This window comes from Vibrio sp. 1288 (assembly GCF_033344475.1).
The window spans coordinates 1-509 of record NZ_JAWPOX010001170.1 but is presented as its reverse complement, the minus strand read 5'-3'; the positions used below and the strand labels follow the sequence as shown (position 1 = coordinate 509).

Annotated in this window: 1 protein-coding gene; it reads right to left on the bottom strand. The window is 45.6% G+C overall.

Translation table 11 applies throughout. The features are described 5' to 3' along the window. The coding region (locus tag R8O11_RS31495; RefSeq protein WP_318195425.1) for a YdcF family protein at positions 1–444 on the bottom strand (444 nt) is incomplete at its 3' end. Positions 445–509: the final 65 nt, after the last annotated feature.

The following is a 509-nucleotide window of genomic DNA, read 5'->3' as shown; positions in this document are numbered from 1 at the left end:
ACTGACTTGCACTTGCGAGTAGGGCGATTGCCATTGCTTCTCAAACGTAGCGATGGCGCGGCGTTCCATAAATGGCTTTTGCACTAAAATAATAGATTCGCATTGGATGCCTTTCTCTTTAAATAACTGCTCGGTGAAACGGACGTTTTCTCCACTATTGGTTGAACGTGTTTCTACTAAGATGGCATCGCTTGGTACGCCAGCTAAACGCGCGATGTCTGCAAATGTTTCGGCTTCACTTTTTTCAAACAAACCATCCGTAAAACGGCCTTCACCACCGGAGAACACAATCAATGGTGCGAGTTTTTGGTGGTAAAGCGCAGCGGCGTGCTCAGCAACTCGCACGTCGTTACTGCACATAACAAACAAGCAGTCGGCAGGCTTTAAATCCTGTTTGAGCTGCATGTAATCCCAAAGCGTTTCTATATGTTGATATAACTTCATAGTGCATCCAGCGTTGAATTGAATCGGAATTGATACCCAAGTGAAACCAGCTTGTCCGCTAAGAT